Here is a 14923-nt window from a genome sequence, read left to right as displayed (position 1 = left end):
CGCACTTGGACACCACCTTGCTGGTGACCACCACAACGTCGCCGTCACGCAGCCACGGTGCGGCCGAAGCGACTGCGCCGGAAAGGTCGTCACCCGGACGAAATTCCGGGAGACCGGCCACCGGGATTATCTCGACCGTCGCGGCACTGCCGTGTTCACCGGAGCGGCTCATAGGCGCACACCTGCGAGATCCAGTCCGGCGCGCACCATCTCAGCCGTCACCGCCGGATCGGTCATCAGCAGTGGGACCGACCGCACCCCCACACCTTCGAGGTCGGCGTCATCACCGTTGTGCACGAGCCAGTAATCCAGGATCCCGGTGCCGCTGCGTGCCCCGTAGTGGCGGCCCACCGCCGCGGAAGTGGCCTCCACGCCGATCACTCTCAGGCAAGTATCGGCCATGCCCCGCAACGGCTTCCCGGCGACGATCGGCGAATAGCCGATCACGGGGGCGGTGGCCGACCGCAGCGCTGCGCGGACGCCGGGGATCGCCAGGATGGCACCGATGCTGACCACCGGGTTGGACGGCGCCAGTAGCACGGCGTCGGCTCCGGTGATGGCTTCGCTGACTCCGGGCGCCGCGGTGGCCTTTTCGGCGCCGACGAAGGCGAAGCTGTGGGTGGGCACCGCGGCGCGGTGGCGAACCCACCACTCCTGGAAGTGGATCGCACGCCGGTCGTCGTCAGCCGGATCGGTGATGACCACGTGGGTTTCGCAACTGTCGTCGCTGACCGGCAAAAGCTTCGCGCCCGGCTGCCAGCGGTCGCATAGTGCTGCGGTCACCCGGGACAGTGGATAACCGGCCCGCAACGCCTGGGTGCGCACCAGGTGCGTGGCCAGATCGCGGTCGCCGAGCGCGAACCAGTCCGGTTGCATGCCGTAGCGGGCCAACTCCTCCATGGCGTGCCAGGTTTCGCCACGGTGGCCCCAGCCGCGTTGCGGATCGACACCATTGCCCAGGGTGTACATGCAGGTGTCCAGATCCGGGCAGACACGCACCCCGTGCATCCATGCGTCGTCGCCGACGTTGACCACCGCGGTCAGGCTGTGACCAGCGGTTTGGCCGTCATCGGCGAACCGGCCCAGACCGAGCAGGTGCTGCACCCCGAGCAGGAATCGTGCACCGCCGACTCCGCCGACCAGAACCGCAACCTTCACAGCGCATGACAGTACTGCGCGGTGCGGTGAGCGGGGGGTGTGGTCAACGCGACAGCGACTCGCCGGTCTCGAACACGCCGAAAATCGGTAACGGAATGGTAGGAATCTTCGGCCCAACCCTTGACCCCGGCAGTCAACCGGTGTCTAATCACACCAGTGTCATTTCCCGGTTGGCCTGCCGGTTCCGGTGTCGCAGACCGTGAATCGATCACTTGTTCGAATTGAGATGGACCAGATTGAGAATATGCGGGCGACATTTCACGATCACGGAGCCAGGTGAGGAGGCGGAGCATGTCCTATGAACACCTTCGGAGCGTAACGGGCGACATACCGCACACCGGTATCGACACCGGCGCGGTCACTGCGGTGAGGAAGGGAACTCCGGCGACCGGGGGCGCGATGGCCCGGCCGCACTTGAGCGTGGTTCCCGACGAACCCGATTTATTCGAGCCCAAGCCGGTGACCAACGAGGAGTGGCAGGACCGCGCGCTGTGCGCGCAGACCGATCCCGAGGCGTTCTTCCCAGAGAAGGGCGGCTCCACCCGTGAGGCCAAGAAGATCTGCCAGCGCTGCCCGGTACGTGGCGAGTGCCTGGAGTACGCCCTTGCCAATGACGAGCGCTTCGGCATCTGGGGCGGTCTCTCCGAACGGGAGCGCCGCCGCCTCAAGCGCGGCATAGTTTAAATAGTTTAACCAGTCAACCGGCCGCGGTTACTGGTCGTCGATCGTCGGGTCGATGACGGTGGGTTCGACTTCTAAATAGGTGGCAACCTCAGCCACCAGAATTTCGTGCAGCAATTCATCGAGTTCGAAGCTGTCTTTGGCACGCTGTTCGATCGGCTTGCGAAACAAGAGGATTCGCGCTCGAGTGGGGTTGCCGCGTACGTCGACTCCGGCGCGGATCAACCGGGCCAGCGGAATCGGCCCGTCGGCGACCACCTCGGGCGGCCACTGCACGCTGTCCGGATCCTTCGCCGAGATCCGCGGGATCTCGTCGACCGCGACATCAAGGGCCGACACCCGTTGCTGCCAGCTCCGCTCGATGGGCTCGTAGGCTTCCAGCACCGCCATGTCGAATCGCTCCGCACGGGTCCGCCAACCCGGCACCGTCGGCGGCAGCAGGGGACCCCGTATCTCGCGGCCTCTGCGGGAGCGGCGCGAACCGTTCACGCGCCGATGGTAACGGTTGGGCATATTGGCGATAGCCTCCCCGCCGAATGCGCGTGTCCACCGAGGTGGCGGCGGTCGGCCACGATAGCCTCACGAACGTGAACGTTCCCCGCCGCTGCTGCCGGCCTGGATGCCCGCACTACGCGGTGGCGACGTTGACGTTCGTCTACGCGGATTCCACCGCTGTGGTCGGCCCACTGGCCACCGTGCGGGAGCCGCACTCGTGGGATCTGTGTTTCGGCCATGCGGGCCGGATCACCGCGCCGCGGGGCTGGGAACTGGTCCGCCATTCCGGCCCGCTGGTCGCCTATCCCGAAGACGACGACTTGATCGCGCTGGCTGACGCGGTCCGCGAGGGCGCCCGAGATCAGGTTTCACCGGCAAGCGGGTGGTATCCCCACGCCGGCCCGATGGGCACCGGTTCTGATGAGCCCGGTGGCGCGGTGTTGCGCAATGCATCGATGGCCGGGCACACCGCCAAGGGCAGCACCGGCAGCACCGGCAGCACCGGCGGTGGGCGCCGCCGCGGTCATCTGCGGGTGTTGCCCGACCCGGGGGACTGACTCCGGAACAGGTGCCGATGGCGGTGGCCCACTGCGCCCGGCACGCCGCGCTTGTGACCACCGCCGGTTAGGCTGGCGACGAAGAGTCCCCTTCGTCAGGAGCCCGGTCATGTCTCGGCCTGCTGCGGCTGTCCACCGCGTGATCAAGGCTTACGACGTGCGTGGGCTGGTCGGTGAGGAACTCGATGAGTCCCTGGTCACCGACGTCGGGGCCGCGTTCGCGCGGTTGATGCGCGACGAGGGCGCCGGTCAGGTGGTGGTGGGCCAAGACATGCGGGAGAGCTCGCCGGCGCTGGTGAGAGCCTTTGCCGGCGGCGTTGTGAGCCAGGGCCTCGACGTGGTCCGGATCGGTCTGGCCTCCACCGACCAGCTTTACTTCGCCTCCGGCTTGCTGAACTGTCCGGGCGCGATGTTCACCGCCAGTCACAATCCGGCCGCCTACAACGGCATCAAACTGTGCCGGGCGGACGCCTTACCGGTCGGCGCGGACACCGGGCTCGCCAGGATCTGCGACGACGTCACCGCAGGCGTCCCCGAGCACAGCGGACCGCACGGCGTCATCTCCGATACAGACGTGCTGGCCGACTACGCGGCGTTTCTGCGCTCGCTGGTCGACACCTCAGGGCTACGTCCGCTACGGGTGGCCGTCGACGCCGGCAACGGCATGGCCGGGCACACCGCCCCAGCTGTGTTGGGGCCAGTCGGTGCGGTCACGGTGCTGCCGCTGTATTTCGAACTCGACGGCACCTTCCCCAACCACGAGGCCAATCCCCTGGATCCGGCCAACCTCACCGACCTGCAGAAGTACGTGCAAGACAGCAATGCCGATATTGGGCTGGCGTTCGACGGCGACGCGGACCGGTGCTTCGTCGTCGACGAGCGCGGCCGGCCGGTGCCGCCGTCGACGGTAACTGCCCTCGTCGCCGCCCGCGAACTGGAGCGGGAGGCCGGTGCGACGGTGATCTACAACCTGATCACCTCGCGGGCGGTGCCGGAGCTGGTGATCGAGCGCGGCGGGACGCCGGTGCGATCCCGGGTCGGCCACTCCTACATCAAGGCGCTGATGGCCGAGACCGGAGCCATCTTCGGCGGAGAGCATTCCGCGCATTACTACTTCCGGGATTTCTGGGGTGCCGATTCGGGCATGCTGGCCGCGTTGCACGTGCTGGCCGCGCTCGGTCAGCAGCAACGGCCGCTGTCCGAGCTGACCGCCGACTATCAGCGCTACGAGTCCTCCGGTGAGATCAACTACTCCGTGGCTGACGCCCCCGCGTGTGTGGATGCGGTGCTCAAGTCGTTCGGTACCCGGATCCACTCCATCGACCACCTGGACGGAGTGACCGTGGACCTGGGTGGCGGGACCTGGTTCAACCTGCGCAGCTCCAACACCGAACCGTTGCTTCGGCTGAACGTCGAGGCGCGCTGTGCCGACGAGGTCGACGCGGTGGTCGCGCAGGTCACCTCGCAGATCAGGGCGGCACAGCAGGGTTCACGAATGGTGCAGCCGTGAGCGCCTCCTCTTTTTCGGGATCCACCATCGACCTCGACGACGCGGCGGCGTTGCTCGCCGCCGATCACGACGGGGTGCTGCGCAACGCGTCGATGGCCGGGGCCCAGGTCCGCGCCACGGCCGCCGCCGTGGCCGAAGGCGCCCTGGACTCGGTCTGCGGTGACCGCTCGGGATATCCGCCGCGCACGCTGGTCTGGGTGTCCGGTCGCGGCACCGCCGCGACGGCGGGCGCGATGCTGTCGGCGGCGCTCGGCGATACAGCGGCCGAACCGGTGGTGCTGGCCGCCGATGCTCCGGCGTGGATCGGCGCGCTCGACGTGCTGATCGTCGCCGGTGACGACCCAGGTGATCCGGCACTGGTCAGCGCGGCGGCGACCGGGGTACGCCGAGGCGCACGGGTGGTGGTCGCCGCACCGTACGAGGGCCCGCTGCGCGACAGCACTGCTGGCCGCGTCGCGGTGCTGGAACCGAGGGTAGGGGTCCCCGACGAGTTTGGGCTGCCTCGTTACCTGGCTGTCGGCCTGGCGGTGTCGGCGGCGATAAATCCGGGCGACTCGGGGTTGCAGGACTCACCGGGGTCGCAGACCGGCCTGGCGGAGCTGTCCGACGAGCTCGACGGCGAGGCACTCCGTAACAGCGCCGGCCGTGAAGTGTTCACCAACCCGGCTAAAGCCTTGGCGGACAGCATCTTCGGATGCTCGGCTGTCGCGCTGGCCGGTGACTGTGCGGCAACCCTCGCGCTGGCCCGGCACGGCTCGGCGGCACTGCTTCGGATCGGGCACACCGCGGTCGCGGCGACCGGGCTGGCAGATGCGGTGGCGGCGTCGCGCGCCCAGCCGACCGGCCTGGCCGGAGCGGCCGAAGACATCTTTCACGACGACCAGATCGACGGCCCGGCAGCTGACCGGTTGCGGGTGGTGGCGTTGACGCTGGCGGCTGAGCGCACCGTGGTGGTGGCACGCGTCGCGGGCCTGCGCAATGTGGATCTGGTCGGGGCCGGGGACGTGCCGGCCGATGCGAACCGGCTGGACGCGACCGACGGGCCGGCCGGCTTGCTGCCGCCGCCCGGCCGCGTCGAACAGCAGTTGGCGGTGCTGGCCGTCCGGCTGGAGATGACCGCCGCATACCTGCGGCTTTTGCGTGGATGATGCGGGGCTAACGGGGATTACCGGCACAGTGGAGCTGCTACGCGGAGCGATACGGACCTACGCCTGGGGGTCGCGGACGGCGATCGCAGAATTCACTGGCCGGCCGGTGCCGACCGCGCATCCCGAGGCTGAGCTGTGGTTCGGTGCGCACCCGGCGGATCCGGCATGGTTGGAAACTGCGAACGGCGAAACATCGTTGCTCGACACGCTGATTGCCGACCCGGAGGGGCAGCTCGGCGCGGTGGTGCACGCCCGCTACGGCGACACGCTGCCGTTTCTGGTGAAGGTGCTTGCGGCCGACGAGCCGCTGTCGCTGCAGGCCCACCCCAGCGCCGAGCAGGCCACCGAGGGCTACCGCCGTGAGGAGCTGCTCGGGATCCCGCTGTCCTCGCCGATCCGCAACTACCGGGACAACCGCCACAAGCCGGAGCTGTTGGTGGCACTGCGGCCCTTCGAGGCGCTCGCGGGGTTCCGCCCGTCGGCACGCACGGTCGAGTTGTTGCAGGCGCTGGCGGTGTCCGACCTGGACCCATTCATCGAGCTGCTCGACGGCCAGTCCGATGCCGACGGCCTACGCGCGCTGTTCACGACCTGGATTACCGCACCCCAGCCCGACCTGGATGTTCTGGTGCCGACGGTGCTCGACGGCGCCATCCACTATGTCAGTTCCGGTGCAACGGAATTCGCCGCTGAAGTCAAGACCGTGCTGGAGTTCGGTGAACGCTATCCGGGGGATGCCGGCGTGCTGGCGGCGTTGCTGCTGAACCGGATCAGCCTGGTGCGCGGCGAAGCGATCTTCCTGCCGGCCGGCAACCTGCACACCTATCTGCGCGGCACCGGGTTGGAGGTGATGGCGAACTCCGACAATGTGTTGCGCGGCGGCCTAACCCCCAAGCACGTCGACGTCCCGGAGCTGTTGCGGGTGCTGGACTTCACTCCCACCACCGAGGCAGCGCTGCGGCCACCCACCTACTGCGATGGGCTGGAGCTGGTCTACGACACTCCGGCGGACGAATTCGCGGTTTCGGTGCTGACCCTGGACGGGGAGAACCTCGGCCACGAGGTGGACACGCCGTCGCGGCACGTCATCTCCGGGGGCCCGCAGATCCTGTTGTGCACCGAGGGGCCGGTCACGGTGCACGCCAAGTCCGCGACGCTGACCCTGCGGCGCGGCGCAGCGGTCTGGGTGGCGGCTGACGACGGTCCAATCCGGTTGGCCGCACAGCAGTCGGCCGAACTGTTCCGTGTCACAGTGGGTTTGTGACAAACCCCAGAGATGTCAAGGTCCGGCAGCACGACGGCGATTCTGGCGGCACTGGCGGCCAACGCCGGTATCGCCACCGCTAAGTTCGTCGGTTACCTGATTACCGGCAGCTCGGCGATGCTCGCCGAGGCGGTGCACTCGGTCGCCGACACCGCCAATCAGGGGCTGCTGTTGTTCGGCCAGCGTGCGGCTGCAAAGCAGGCCGATGCCCTGCACCCCTTCGGATACGGCCGCAGCCGCTACTTCTGGTCGTTTGTGGTGGCGCTGGTGTTGTTCAGCGTGGGGTCGGTGTTCGCCGTGTACGAGGGTTACCACAAGATCGCCCATCCCACTGAACTGAATTCTCCACTGGTGGCCATCGCGATCCTCGCCGTGGCGATCACGTTGGAGGCCTACAGCCTTCACACCGCGCGACACGCCTCCCAGCCGTTGAAGGGCGATAGCGGCTGGTGGCATTTCATCCGCAACTCCCGCAGCCCGGAACTTCCGGTGGTGCTGCTGGAGGATGCCGCGGCGTTGATCGGCCTGGCGCTGGCCCTGACCGGGGTGTGCCTGACCATGCTCACCGACAGGCCGGTGTGGGACGGCGCCGGCACCGTCGGAATCGGTGTGTTGCTGGGGGTTGTCGCGATCATCCTGATGGTCGAGATGCACAGCCTGCTGATCGGTGAGGGCGCGACGGGCGCCGAAGACCGAGCCATTCGGACCGCACTGCAGCAGACCGAAAACGTCACCCGCCTCATTCACATCCGCACGCAGTATCTCGGCCCGGACGAGCTGCTGGTCGCGGCCAAGATCGCGCTGGATCCACAGACCGACCTGACCGCCGTCGTGGCCACCATGGACGCCGCCGAGGCCAGCATCCGCGCGGCGGTGCCCGCCGCGCGGGTTATCTACCTCCAACCCGACCTGGACAGGTCTGCTGTGTGACACAACGCGATCTCGCTCAGGGGTTCGAACGACACGCCGCACGTGGGCATGCACACTCGAAAAGGTAGCGCTAGCCCAACGCTAGCCCCCTTTATTCGTCGAATCCCGGGAGTTTGGAGGCGAACACCGCCGCCTGGGTACGGCGTTGCATGCCCAGCTTCGCCAACACCCGCGACACGTAATTCTTGACAGTTTTTTCGGCTAAAAACATCCGATCGGCGATCTGCCTATTCGTCAAGCCCTCGGCCAAGAGACTCAGCAGTACGCGTTCTTGTTGGGTGAGCCCCGAAAGTGGGTCTGGTGTTTTTGCGTCGCCGCGAAGCCTGGCCATCAGCGCCGACGTGGCGCGATTGTCCAGCAACGAATAACCGGCGCCCACATCCTTGATGGACCGGGCCAGTTCCATGCCTTTGATGTCTTTGACGACGTATCCGCTGGCGCCGGCCAGTATCGCGCTGAGCGCAGCCTCATCGGAGCTGTCCGAAGTAAGCATGAGACAGCGTAGGTTCGGCAATCGGGAAATCAGGTCACGGCACAGTTCCACTCCATCGCCGTCGGGTAACCGCACATCTAGCACGGCCACGTCGGGCTGGAGCGCGGGAATCCGCGCCAGGGCTTCACGAACCGACCCCGCTTCACCGACGATTACCAGTTCGGGGTCCGAACCAAGTAGGTCGATCAGGCCACGGCGGACAACCTCGTGGTCATCGACTAAGAAGACCCTTATCGGGCCCGCAGCAGGTAGATCGGGATTGCTGAGGCTCATAACCACCATTGTTTCTCGCAAATCATCAGGGCGCAACCGGCGGCTTCCAGCAAGGCGCGGCCGGAGGGGCCCAAAAGAAGCTCCGCCGGGCCGGGCCGCAGGGGATCTACGACGACCAGCTGGATCGGCGTGGCGTTCCGCTGAAGGTGCTCCAGATAATTGAGCAGACCGTTGTGGTCGGACACCAACTCGATGCCGAGATTTGGGTGGTTCCTTCGCCAGTGGGTCAAACGGTGGTCAAGTTCGGATGCGGTCCGTGGGATTCCCTCTAGGGCCACGTCGATATTGCCCGGCTTGATGGCTCGGGGTTTCCGCCGAATGAAAACACGCAACGATGCGTCACGCAGTCGCGCTTCGGCAACACTTCGCTCAAGCACACTATTGCTCACCTGTGAACCATCAGCGACCGCGATCACCAGACCCGCTCCAGTTGATATGGCGCCAGCGGTTCGCGGCACGACCGTCACCGGACACTGCGCCGACGCCGCCAACGCCGACGCGGTGGATCCGATGCGGCCCTGGGTGGCGTGTTTAAAGCCGACGGAGCCGACGCAAACCATGGCCGCCGATCGCGATGCCTCCAACAGCGCGGCTACTGGGTGCCGATGCACAATCTCGGCCTCCAGTTTGCCTGGCTTACCCAATGATTCGATCGTCGTGATTGTACTGCGGACAATGTTCTCGGCGGCGGCAACTTCAGCAGCCGTATCGTTAGGATCACTACTGGTGGAATCGATGGCGTATAGCAGCCACAACGGGCTATCGCGATCGATGCCCTCATCGAGGGCCCATATCGCGGCTTGCATCGCTGCACGTGAACCGTCGATGCCGACGACAACACGCGGGGATGAGGAGTATGGCTCACGCAAGGCGGATCCTATCTGCTGTGTATGTGCAGGACGTCGTCAAGTGGGCGCCGCCGGGTGAGCGGTGGCGCGTCGTCCGTCGCGGGCGCGTGTCCAATTCGGACCAAGATTTGGGGTAGGGCTCCGCCCACCAGCGTTTGGACAATCTCCCGAGCGGCCTGAACCTCGGTGAGGTGCGTTAGCGGGCAGGTGGCTAAGCCAGCCATGGTGCATTCCAGCAAAACCCCAGAAAGTGCTTCGCCGGTTGCCAGTGCGTCGGTGCGGGTATCGGTTTCGGTGGACAGCACCACAATCGTCGACCGGTCCTCGGGGATCTGAATCCGCCGTTCACGGTGACGCGGCCTCGGAAATACGCGCCCGACATCGACGCGATCAGCTTCGGCTGCTGACACCAAGGAATTGTAGGGGATACCGGCGGACATCTCGGAAGGCACTGCCCACCGGTCTAATTCGGCATGGTACGTGGAATCGTAGAGCCGTAGCGACTCCGCGAGCGCCGACGCTTCCGCCAATCGGGAACGTACATCTTCAGGCAGTACATGCAGGCGCACGTCGTAGCGACCGATGCAGTTTCGCAACACCGGCTCGAACGATTCCCAGTTCGTGGGCGGGGCGAACGGCAGCCGGTCACTGCGGCGTACCCAGATGGCACTCGCGCGACGGCGATGGCTCTCGGTCACCTTGTCCATCGGGGAGAAATGGATCGACGCCAGATGTTGGAGATCGTTGGGATTGGGAAACCGCTCGACTCCGGCCTTCAAGTCTGCGGCGGCCATGGCAACCCGAAGGTGATCCAGCGCCGCGCCACAGCCGATGACCGCCTCGCGCCCGCCACGGTCGGACGGCAGCACACGGCTGGTATCGAGGAACAACTGCAGCTCACCACCGTCGGCCATCCACCGCCACGGCTGCATGTTGTACAGCGACGGGGCACGGCACGCAGCCCGCACCGCATCTTTGATAACTTCGGTTTCCACCATCGCGGCAGGCTGACCTCCGGTCTCCACCTAAGCGATGTTATTGCGACACCCCGAGTTGGCGGCAGGGCCGTTGGTCCCCTGCGCTTCGCCGTTAGGCCCAGGTTCAGACCGTCAGCAACATTCCTTCAACGAGCCCGCTTCCTCGGCGAATAAGACTGCTCCAGAGGCGACGTCATCGTTGGCCGTGATGCTGAATAGCTTGGTGCCTTCCGGTGCCTTGGGCGGTAGACATCGGCTCTCCCAACGCTCGGACAATCACGGCCGCGGCGGAATGTCGTCAAACGCTGCACCATCAAGCCACCGGACGACATCGGCTACCGGGCGGCGCGGCGTGGCGGGAAGCGGGTCAGCGTCGACTGGTGCCCATCCGATGCGCAACAGCATCTGCGGAAACCCACTCGCTCCAAATACGTCGATTTGGACGGCATCCCGGGTTTCAACGATCTCCAGTGGCTCGGTGATCGGACAGCTTGCCAACCCCAACGCAGTCGCGGATAGCAGCACCAGGCTGGTAGCCTCGCCGGCGCGAAGCCGAGCAAGCCGGCTGTCATCATTGGTACCAAGTGCCAACACGGTGGCGTGATCATCGGTGGCGCTGGCATGGGACGGCTGAGCCAGCATGGCGCCGCTGAAGACCCGGGTGGGTATTACCGCCGTCGGATCGGGTTGCGGCGCGTTACGTGCCGGTACCCCGGCCAAGGACCCATGCCGACCACTCCAGGCGGTCAACTCGCTCAGATAGTCGTAGTTGGTGGCGTGTTTCGCGGCAGCTTGTGCCACGATGCGTTGGAGCTTTGGAAGATCCTCGACTTGCCGCAACATCACCCCGGCGCGTGCCGCGCGTGCACCCATGAGGGTGATGTAGTCGGGGGGAACTCGCCGGGAGCTGTAGTGGCGTCGATCCGTTCGCCGTAGCGGTATCACTGACGCCAAAGTGACCTCGATGTCGCTGCCTGGATGACGGGATACCGTCACCGCAGCCAGATGATTCGGGTCGGCCGGGTTGGGTAGCCGATGGATCTTGGCCTGCCAGCCCAACGCCGCTAATGCGACAACAGCGTGGTGCAGACAGGCCCCGCAACTCAATATAAGATCGCGCAGACCCGGATCGGTGTAGGGCAGATGCCGCCGACGGTCGGCGTACAGGTGCAAACTACGTGCACCTACCCGCCACCGCCAGGGCTGTGAGTTGTGAACCGATGGCGCCTTGGTGGCCAGCGACAGGACGGCATTGATGGTGTTGTGATCGGGAAAGCACGTGTTCATCACCGTACCGCCTTCTGGTCAAAGCTTCGAGACTCGCTCCAACCCTGGGATGCAATGTCATGAGTGTGCTCGGTTTGCCGAGGTCAGCAATAGGGGCAGAGGTCCCTGATATGCGGGGTCGTTTGTCCGAGCTACGTTTCCGGCCACCGCGTACCCGTGACCAGGGTCTCTACACGATGAACCGCGGATCGAAATCGCCCGCCGCGGCGGGGGCCGCGGCTATAGTTTCGGCAAGGCGTTGGTGCCGGGGATTGTTACATTCACTGACGTCAGGGCGTGGCGTTGCTGCTTCCTGCGTTTCAGTTGGTGCGATGCAGATGGCTGCCTAGACTTGGAGGTAGTCGACCCGATCGGTATCGGAGAGTGGTCGAACATCAACGGAGCATCGGATGAATGTGGATGACAGCTCGAAACCGCCGGTCGATGGTCCATTATCCGATCGCGAGCGGGTCGATCTGGTCTTGATGCGGGAGGAGGAACGGCTGGCGCGTGATGTGTACCGGCGGTTCCAACAGGCGTGGGGTGTGCCGATCTTCGACAACATTGCCGCCAGCGAACAACGCCATTACGACGCGATCGGGCGACTGCTCGAGCGGTATAGCATCCCCGATCCGTCGCTCGGGCAGCGGCCCGGCGTCTACGCCGACGCTGAACTGCAGGACGCCTACGATGTGTGGCTCACCCGGGGACTGTCCTCGGTTAAAGAGGCATACGCGGTCGGAGTCGAACTCGAAACTGGTGACATCGCTCACCTGTCTGCGGCCGTGGAAGGTAGTGACGAGGCAGCCATCCATAGGGTGTATGAGAACTTGCGTGCCGCTTCCGAGAATCACCTGAGGGCGTTCGAAACGGCGATATCAGGTCGGCCCATGGGCGGCGGTCGAGGTTGGCGTCGGCGTAGGCACGGCGGCGTACACGTCGGGGATGGTTGCGACGGTGATCACCACGGTGATGGAGGCGGTCATAGACGAATAATTGATGGGTTTTGGGGATGAGAAGTCCCACGCGTGCAGGCGCTGCAGCGCAGTCAGCCTGCCATGCCACCGCCACGAGGAGTTCCCGAAGTTCCTGCCCATCATCGACCGCGAAGTGCCTAAGGGACTTGCCGTGCACCTGATCTTGGACAACTACGGCACCACAAACATCCCGACGTGCAACGGTGGCGGGCCCTCCACACGCGGTTTGACTTCACAGTTCACCCCGACTTCGTCATCGTGGCTGAACATCGCCGAGCGCTGGTTTCGGGAATTGACCGACAAAGCCTTGCGCCGCAGCAGCTTCAACTCCGTGCCCGACCTCATCGCCGCCATCGCGGCCTACCTCGACGTCCACAACGACGACCCGAAACCCTTCAAATGGACCTCGACCGCCGACTCCATTCCGGAGAAAGCCCACCCCTGGGCGCGTAGCGCTCCAGGAAGTCGTCAATCAATGAAGAATCTTCTGATGGCTATACTGGGAGCGCCTGCACTTGTATAAGGAGCACATGTCATGTCTGCATCAAAGGAAAGCGCCGAGATCCCACGGGCACATCTGGCCGAGCACGAGAAAATGGCCGAGGCACACCTTCGGGAGCATCGCGAGTTGGCGGACAATCATCTCGTTGAACTCCGAGCCCTGATGGATCGGCATCTGGTCGAGCATCGCGATTTGTCTAAACAGGATCACGTGTCCATTAGTGATCAGGACTCCTTGGCCGCAAGGCATATGGACGAGCACCGCAAGCTCATCGAGCGATTGCTGCAGAATCATCGCACGTTGGCCGACCGGCATTTGGCCGAGATGGGTGAACTCTGGAAACGCCATTCGCGGGAACACGGGGGATGACTGGCCTAAGTAAGCGGTTGGGGCACGCGAAGATTGGACCGGGGTCGCTAACCAGCTTGCGGCTCTATAGACCAGCCGAGCGGTCGCTAGCATCGCGGTAGCCGTCGCCGCGGTGCACGACCAACCGCTCAGCGCGAGGTGGATCCCGCTGTTCAGCCTGTGGCCCCTGGTGCACCCGCCGACCATTCTGGTGCCGAAGAGCACCAGAAACGAGGTGCCCGACAAACCAGGAATACGTCGTGGACTGACCGAAGATCTGATGCAGGAAGTTCGCCAGACCGGCTCTACCGAGTTAGTAGGGGACTGGTGTGACCGATTCGGATCGTGTCGGTGACTGAAGCTCCCCGAGTTTCGTGCACACCTTCTTTAGAGGGAAGGATGGCACGATGCCAACGAAGTACGACACAGAGCTCAAGGCCAAGGCGGTTCGGCTGGTTCGGGAACATCGCGACGAGTACGACACGGAGTGGGCGGCGATGCGGACCATCTCCGCACGGCTGGGGATGAGTGCAGAGACGCTGCGCAAGTGGGTACGCCAGGCTGAGATCGACGACGGCCAGGCGGCCGGGATATCGACAGTGGAAAGCCAGGAGCTGCGTGAGCTGCGCAAGAAGAACCGCGAACTCGAGCAGACCATCGAAATCCTCAAGGCGGCAACGAGTTTCTTCGTGCGGGAGAGCGACCCGCCACTCCGTTGATCTGCGAGTTCATCGCCGAGCATCGCGCTCGGTTCGGGGTCGCTCCGATCTGCCGAGTGCTCTCTGAGCACGGGTGCAAGATCGCCCCGAGAACGTTCTACGCCTGGGCCCAACGGGAACCGTCCAAACGGGCACTGTGGGACATGACGATCACCGAGATCCTGGCGGGCTACTACGAGCCCGACAAGCAGGGCAAGCGCAGGCCTGAGTCGCTCTACGGTGCGGTGAAGATGTGGGGTCACCTGCAAAGGCAGGGGATCCCGGTGGCGCGATGCACCGTGGAGCGGTTGATGCGGGCCAACGGCTGGCAGGGTGTGCGGCGGGTGAAGAAAGTTCGCACCACCGTGGCCGATCCTGCCGCGCAGCGGGCACCTGACCTGGTTGATCGCAAGTTCGGTGTCGACGCCCCTAATCGCCTGCTGGTTGCCGATTTCACCTACGTGCGGCTGGTCGCCGGGGTATTCGTCTACACCGCGTTCGTCGTCGACGCCTATGCCGGGCGGATTCTGGGCTGGGCCTGTTCGACGACCAAGCACACCAGGTTCGTCGAATCGGCGATCCGCCAGGCCGCGGCGCTGCGTGCTCGTGATGGCCACCCGCTGTTGGGCCTGACCATTCATCATTCGGATGCCGGGTCGCAGTACACATCGGTGCACTGCGGTGAGACATTGATGCTCGCAGGTATGAAGCCGTCGATTGGCACGGTCGGCGATGCCTACGATAATGCGTTGGCGGAGACCATAATTGGGTTGTATAAGATCGAGGCGATCCGACCGG

General features: G+C 65.0%; 16 protein-coding genes and 1 pseudogene. 9 read left to right on the top strand and 8 right to left on the bottom strand.

What is annotated here, in order from left to right; genetic code table 11:
- Positions 1 to 172, bottom strand: a 172-nt coding sequence (locus AC2VON_RS13210) for a coenzyme F420-0:L-glutamate ligase (RefSeq protein ID WP_486953373.1), incomplete at its 3' end; no start/stop codon positions are given.
- The gene (gene cofD, locus AC2VON_RS13205; RefSeq protein WP_486953369.1) at positions 169 to 1158 is read right to left on the bottom strand and encodes a 2-phospho-L-lactate transferase; all 990 of its coding nucleotides are present in this window, start codon (positions 1156 to 1158) and stop codon (positions 169 to 171) included. The genes AC2VON_RS13210 and cofD, both read right to left, overlap by 4 nt.
- 291 nt (positions 1159 to 1449) lie before the next feature.
- On the opposite strand from cofD, the gene AC2VON_RS13200 reads away from it, so the two are divergent.
- On the top strand, positions 1450 to 1842 hold the full coding sequence (locus AC2VON_RS13200; RefSeq protein WP_486953368.1) for a WhiB family transcriptional regulator: 393 nt from the start codon (positions 1450 to 1452) through the stop codon (positions 1840 to 1842).
- Positions 1843 to 1869: 27 nt separating this feature from the next.
- Here the strand turns inward: AC2VON_RS13200 and AC2VON_RS13195 are convergent, their stop codons facing one another.
- Complete coding sequence (locus AC2VON_RS13195) at positions 1870 to 2292, bottom strand: metallopeptidase family protein (protein ID WP_486953372.1); 423 nt, start codon at positions 2290 to 2292, stop codon at positions 1870 to 1872.
- Between the two features lie 134 nt (positions 2293 to 2426).
- Between AC2VON_RS13195 and AC2VON_RS13190 the strand changes: the two genes are divergently transcribed.
- The 5 genes from AC2VON_RS13190 to AC2VON_RS13170 all read left to right on the top strand — a co-directional run bounded on the left by AC2VON_RS13190 (position 2427) and on the right by AC2VON_RS13170 (position 7743).
- Positions 2427 to 2891, top strand: coding sequence for a DUF3499 domain-containing protein (locus tag AC2VON_RS13190; RefSeq protein ID WP_486953367.1), 465 nt, complete (start codon positions 2427 to 2429; stop codon positions 2889 to 2891).
- A 109-nt stretch (positions 2892 to 3000) separates the two neighbouring features.
- The gene (locus AC2VON_RS13185; protein ID WP_486953366.1) at positions 3001 to 4401 is read left to right on the top strand and encodes a phosphomannomutase/phosphoglucomutase; all 1401 of its coding nucleotides are present in this window, start codon (positions 3001 to 3003) and stop codon (positions 4399 to 4401) included.
- Complete coding sequence (locus AC2VON_RS13180) at positions 4398 to 5549, top strand: TobH protein (protein WP_486953365.1); 1152 nt, start codon at positions 4398 to 4400, stop codon at positions 5547 to 5549. The genes AC2VON_RS13185 and AC2VON_RS13180 overlap by 4 nt, the downstream gene beginning before the upstream one ends.
- A 28-nt stretch (positions 5550 to 5577) precedes the next feature.
- Positions 5578 to 6813, top strand: coding sequence for a mannose-6-phosphate isomerase, class I (manA, locus tag AC2VON_RS13175; RefSeq protein ID WP_486953371.1), 1236 nt, complete (start codon positions 5578 to 5580; stop codon positions 6811 to 6813).
- 12 nt (positions 6814 to 6825) lie between these two features.
- Complete coding sequence (locus tag AC2VON_RS13170) at positions 6826 to 7743, top strand: cation diffusion facilitator family transporter (protein WP_486953364.1); 918 nt, start codon at positions 6826 to 6828, stop codon at positions 7741 to 7743.
- 91 nt (positions 7744 to 7834) lie between these two features.
- Here the strand turns inward: AC2VON_RS13170 and AC2VON_RS13165 are convergent, their stop codons facing one another.
- The 4 genes from AC2VON_RS13165 to AC2VON_RS13150 all read right to left on the bottom strand — a co-directional run bounded on the left by AC2VON_RS13165 (position 7835) and on the right by AC2VON_RS13150 (position 11621).
- Positions 7835 to 8509, bottom strand: coding sequence for a response regulator (locus tag AC2VON_RS13165; RefSeq protein ID WP_486953363.1), 675 nt, complete (start codon positions 8507 to 8509; stop codon positions 7835 to 7837).
- Positions 8506 to 9378 (bottom strand): universal stress protein, encoded by an 873-nt coding sequence (locus tag AC2VON_RS13160; RefSeq protein ID WP_486953362.1) that lies wholly within the window; start codon positions 9376 to 9378, stop codon positions 8506 to 8508. The genes AC2VON_RS13165 and AC2VON_RS13160 overlap by 4 nt, the downstream gene beginning before the upstream one ends.
- Positions 9379 to 9386: 8 nt before the next feature.
- Positions 9387 to 10355 carry an Acg family FMN-binding oxidoreductase gene (locus tag AC2VON_RS13155; protein ID WP_486953370.1) on the bottom strand — a complete coding sequence of 323 codons (969 nt, stop codon included), beginning with the start codon at positions 10353 to 10355 and terminating at the stop codon, positions 9387 to 9389.
- A 255-nt stretch (positions 10356 to 10610) separates the two neighbouring features.
- Positions 10611 to 11621: an Acg family FMN-binding oxidoreductase gene (locus AC2VON_RS13150; RefSeq protein ID WP_486953361.1), complete on the bottom strand. Its 1011-nt coding sequence runs from the start codon at positions 11619 to 11621 to the stop codon at positions 10611 to 10613.
- Between the two features lie 389 nt (positions 11622 to 12010).
- Here AC2VON_RS13150 and AC2VON_RS13145 point away from each other — a divergent pair, with 389 nt between their 5' ends.
- A complete protein-coding gene (locus AC2VON_RS13145) occupies positions 12011 to 12616 on the top strand; it encodes a DUF2202 domain-containing protein (RefSeq protein WP_486953360.1) in 606 nt (201 codons plus the stop codon).
- Positions 12600 to 13100: a transposase gene (locus AC2VON_RS13140; protein ID WP_486953359.1), complete on the top strand. Its 501-nt coding sequence runs from the start codon at positions 12600 to 12602 to the stop codon at positions 13098 to 13100. The genes AC2VON_RS13145 and AC2VON_RS13140 overlap by 17 nt, the downstream gene beginning before the upstream one ends.
- Positions 13101 to 13121: 21 nt before the next feature.
- Here AC2VON_RS13140 and AC2VON_RS13135 read toward each other — a convergent pair whose 3' ends face one another.
- On the bottom strand, positions 13122 to 13427 hold the full coding sequence (locus AC2VON_RS13135) for a hypothetical protein (RefSeq protein WP_486953358.1): 306 nt from the start codon (positions 13425 to 13427) through the stop codon (positions 13122 to 13124).
- A 407-nt stretch (positions 13428 to 13834) separates the two neighbouring features.
- On the opposite strand from AC2VON_RS13135, the pseudogene AC2VON_RS13130 reads away from it, so the two are divergent.
- Positions 13835 to 14923: pseudogene (locus tag AC2VON_RS13130) on the top strand (IS3 family transposase); the annotation flags it as partial.

This window comes from Mycobacterium sp. TH-M82, assembly GCF_057473605.1.
The sequence above is the reverse complement of the archived record's forward strand: the minus strand, read 5'-3'. Positions and strand labels throughout refer to the sequence as shown.